Origin of the sequence: Wolbachia endosymbiont of Drosophila bocki, from assembly GCF_028982005.1 — a bacterium.
Taxonomy (GTDB): Bacteria; Pseudomonadota; Alphaproteobacteria; order Rickettsiales; family Anaplasmataceae; genus Wolbachia; species Wolbachia pipientis.
The window spans coordinates 1-4,191 of record NZ_JAPQLG010000055.1; the positions used below are offsets into that span (position 1 = coordinate 1).

4 protein-coding genes are annotated in these 4,191 nt (G+C 35.4%); 1 reads left to right on the forward strand and 3 read right to left on the reverse strand.

Features of this window, described 5'->3' with window-relative positions; translation table 11 throughout:
- Window positions 1-259: 259 nt before the first annotated feature.
- Entirely contained in the window at window positions 260-1,417 is a 1,158-nt protein-coding gene (gene ubiH / locus OZD61_RS01080; protein WP_274979530.1) for a 2-octaprenyl-6-methoxyphenyl hydroxylase, read from the reverse strand.
- 136 nt (window positions 1,418-1,553) lie between these two features.
- Here ubiH and OZD61_RS01085 point away from each other — a divergent pair, with 136 nt between their 5' ends.
- Complete coding sequence (locus OZD61_RS01085; protein WP_274979531.1) at window positions 1,554-2,597, forward strand: ankyrin repeat domain-containing protein; 1,044 nt, start codon at window positions 1,554-1,556, stop codon at window positions 2,595-2,597.
- A 115-nt stretch (window positions 2,598-2,712) separates the two neighbouring features.
- Here the strand turns inward: OZD61_RS01085 and OZD61_RS01090 are convergent, their stop codons facing one another.
- Together OZD61_RS01090 and OZD61_RS01095 are read right to left on the reverse strand one after the other, a co-directional pair.
- Window positions 2,713-3,732 carry an Mrp/NBP35 family ATP-binding protein gene (locus OZD61_RS01090; protein WP_274979532.1) on the reverse strand — a complete coding sequence of 340 codons (1,020 nt, stop codon included), beginning with the start codon at window positions 3,730-3,732 and terminating at the stop codon, window positions 2,713-2,715.
- A gap of 82 nt (window positions 3,733-3,814) precedes the next feature.
- Window positions 3,815-4,072, reverse strand: coding sequence for a hypothetical protein (locus OZD61_RS01095; protein ID WP_274979533.1), 258 nt, complete (start codon window positions 4,070-4,072; stop codon window positions 3,815-3,817).
- Window positions 4,073-4,191 lie beyond the last annotated feature (119 nt).

Genomic DNA, 4,191 nt, shown 5'->3' on the forward strand with positions numbered 1-4,191 from the left:
TAGATATACCTCTTTCTTAACTATGCTTATTTTACCTCATATTTTCGAGATCCTTAACAGGTTCTAAGAGCCAGCATAGCTGTGGATAAGCACGTTTATACAGATAAAAGTACTTATCCACAGCTACACCAATTTTTCTATTGACTTTTAACACAACTGCTGAACAGATACATTCGTCATCCCGCTACGTGTTAGCGGCCAAGATACCGCGGCGGTATGACGTGGGAAACCTGACTTGCATTAGCTATAAAATAGTGATTTATATAAATCCCATAGCATGCCGAATGAAGCGTTTTTTGAGGAAATTTGAATTTTCAACTGCAATCAAGCCAAGATTTCTTAGTGCTTTAGCGCAGAATATTCTGTTGGAAAACATCCTATTTAATCCATCAGTTGCAAGCGCCATTGTAAAATTATCAAAGTATCTGTTACGTGAAATTTTCTTTAATAAATAACTACTGCCAACATCAGTACCAGCCGCTTTTGCAGCAACTACGTGCTTTATAACACTTTCTACATCTCTAATTCCAAGATTAAGCCCTTGACCTGCAACTGGATGAATTGAATGTGCTGCATCGCCGATAAGCAAAACTCTACCCTTATATGACTTTTTTGCAAAAGCAAAACTTAAAGGATAAAGTTTTCTTTCACCCTCTAATTTTATCTCTCCTAAATAAGAACCAAATCTTTTTTTAAGCTCTATAATAAATTCTTCTTCAGACAGATCCATTAGCATTTTTGAAATTTCAGATTTTTCTGTCCAAACTATCGAAGAAGTATAGCCACCCTTCATCGGTAGAATTGCAAATGGACCGCCAGGGAAAAAACGCTCCACAGCTAAGTTTTGGTGATGCAGTTCATGCTTTACATTAAATACCATGCTACTTTGTTTATAGTCAAATTTCACTGTCGGTATAGAAAATAACTCTGGTAATTTAGAGTTTTTGCCTTCAGCGCAGATAAGTAGCGATGATATTAATTCCGGGTTATTATCAAGAATCACTTCCACATATCCTGAATCACAAGCAATTGTTTTATAGGAATGTGGAGAGTATATATTCAGTTTATTCAAAAAATTATTGTTGATTGCATTCCATATAGCAGCATTGTTAATAACATAACCCATTGGCTCTTTGCTAACCATTTTATGATTGTAATGCACAGTAATTGGGCTATCTCCATCTAATATGCATATATCAAGTATTGGCTCAGCTTCACTCTCCACAAACTGCCAAATCCCTAACTTTTCCAATATTTTTTTCGAACCTTGAGAAATAGCAAATGCTCGGTTGTCATCTACTACACGTGGTAGACTATTTTTTTCAATTACAGCTACAGACACAGAGTCACAACTGAGGCCAATGGCAGTAATAAGACCAAGTAACCCACCACCTGAAATGATTACATCGTAATTCATTTTATTCACCTAAAATTACATTTTATTCGTTTTGAGGATAGTTTAAATAAGTTTTAGAGTTATTCATAAAAAAATATAGACTTTTTGTTGAAAGTGACATAAAACTACCTATTAAATATGAATAGGGTTAATCAAAATGAACACACAAAGAAAAGCAGATCTGAGCGAATACAAAGATGATAGTTTTCAAGAAAACGAAAGGTACAGTAAAACTAAAAAATCATCAGTCAGGTTCTCTCAATTGACAGCTGCATCTTTGGCAGGTGCTTTAGCAGTTTATTTCTCATATAGTTCATCTCCTTGGCGTTATGTACTAATAGTGGCGTTCGCTTTTACTGCAGTTCTTCTGATTGCAGGTGCTGTTATGGCGCGTTCTGTGGAAATAGAAGAGTCTAATACGCACAAGAAAATAGATTTGACATTACTAACAGATTCGATCAATAAATCAATAGAAGAGTCTTGTACACACAAGAAGATAGATTTGACATTACTAATAGGTTCGATCAGTAAATCGAGTGAGCGTATGTACCGTAAGGAGTGTGAAGAAAGAGCAAGAAGATTTGAGCATGAGAAGACATTTAGTCAATTTTATCGCCATAATCCAATATTAGACTTACACATAAGATCAGTATTTCGTGAGGAAATGATATACAAGCGCGAGAATGAGTTACATAGACTCACTTCTGAACTAGAAAAGGGGATGTTTTTAGGAAATGATAATAGGCTACTACTGCGAATGGAGGAAATTTTAAGCGGTAATAATAGGTCCTATACGCATGACATGGTCAAGTGTATGGTTAATGAACGTGATCATGATGGTAGTACACCTTTACATAATGCTGTGCAATCAGAATTTTTATTTGCTATAAGATTATTATTTGAGCATGGTGCAGATTGTTTTATTCAGAACAAGAAAGGTCAGACTCCTTATGGATTATCCTCTAAGAGTTGCCTAGTACAGGATTTATTTCAAGGCTGTCCGTTTGTAAAAGAAAAAATCAGGGAACAAAAGTATAGCAATAATATAAATAAGTTACTTAATATACCACAAATAAGATCTAGACTGTATAATAATCCAAGCTCTTTTCAAAAGGTGCCAAATTGTGAAGGAGCTTGCAGTACTTTAAAAGAATTAAGCGTAAATAAGGTTTTAGATTCATGCCGTTTTACTGTTTCTTAAGTGGTAGACTATTTTTACAGCTACAGAGTTATTAATGAGGCCAATAGGAGCTACCACCTGATTCGTTTTATTCACGCTAATTGTAAAATTATATTTTATCTATTTTGAAAATAGTTTAAACAAGCTTTATAGACAAAGACCTAACATCTTTAGCAATACCTTCATAAATCCCTGCTAAGTCTTCACTTAACATTAAAGGATTTCCGCAATCAGAAGCATGGCATATTTGTGGATCTAGAGGAATTCTGCCTAGGAGTTTGATTCCTAGCTCTTCGGACATTCTTTTTGCACCGTCTTTTCCAAATATGTATATTTTTGAGTTATTTTGAATGAAATAACTCATATTTTCTACAATGCCAATAACCGGTACGCTGAGCTTTTTAAGCATATCATAAATTTTGCGAGCATCGATTAAAGAGAGCTCCTGTGGAGTTGAAACTATTATCGCTCCGGTTAAGTTAAAATTTTCCATAAGACTTAAATGCATATCGCCAGTTCCAGGTGGTGTATCAACTATCAAATATTCTATATCAGACCACCTTGTTCCCATTAGCAGATTATAAAGTGCTTTTGTGATCATAGGTCCGCGCCATATTGCTGCACGATCCTTGTCAACAAAATAGCCGATTGAAATAGTATGTAGTCCATACCTTTCTATAGGTATTGCTTTTCCACCCTGTATTTCTGGCTTTAATTTTTCAGTGCCAAGCATTTTAGGAACTGAAGGACCATATATATCTGCATCAACCAGCGCAACTTTATGTTTCAACTTTGCTAATGAGAGAGCAAGATTTAGCGCAACTGTGGACTTGCCCACACCGCCTTTACCAGAGGCCACAACGATTATATTTTTCACTCCTTCGATATGTAATTTAGCTTTTTGTTGCCCAGTTTGTTTTTGACAAGTAGCAACCACGGTTACCTTCTCTACCCCTGGTACAGCCTTAACAGTTTGTTCACAAATTTTTCTTAATTCTTCGTTTGCTTGCGTGTCACCGGCAACTTCAAGCGCAAAACCAATGTCCCCGCCTTTAATAATGATTGAGGATATTATGTCAAGAGCGATCACATCTTTACCGCTTTTTTGCTCTATGACTTTTTTTAAGTTCTCTCTTACAATTTCTTCGTTGATCACTAGACCTCTGTTGTTTGATACGCCAGGAAGGGTATCATTGTGACAATGTTACACGAAATAAATTCAAAAACCAACAAGCCTTTTAGGCGATTTCTTCCTGAAGTTGTTCAATTTTAGCTTGAGGAAGGCTGGTTGTCTGGGAGATAATATCAATAGAGATGCCAGCTTTAAGTAAGTTTTTTGCAACTTCAATTTTTCCTTCAATTCTACTTTGCATAATGCAGGATAAATTATCATCCTCACGTTTCTTATCTTGATCATAAGTAAAACGCTCTTCTTCACTCCAATTATATTGATTCAACTCATTATAAGCCTTGCCAATAATTACATCACTTCCCACCACTTTTTTTAGATCCTCTTCACTAGTTTCACTTGCATACTGTTGTCTAAGAACCTGTTAAGGATCTCGAAAATATGAGGTAAAATAAGCATAGTTAAGAACCTGTTTAAAATCTTCGT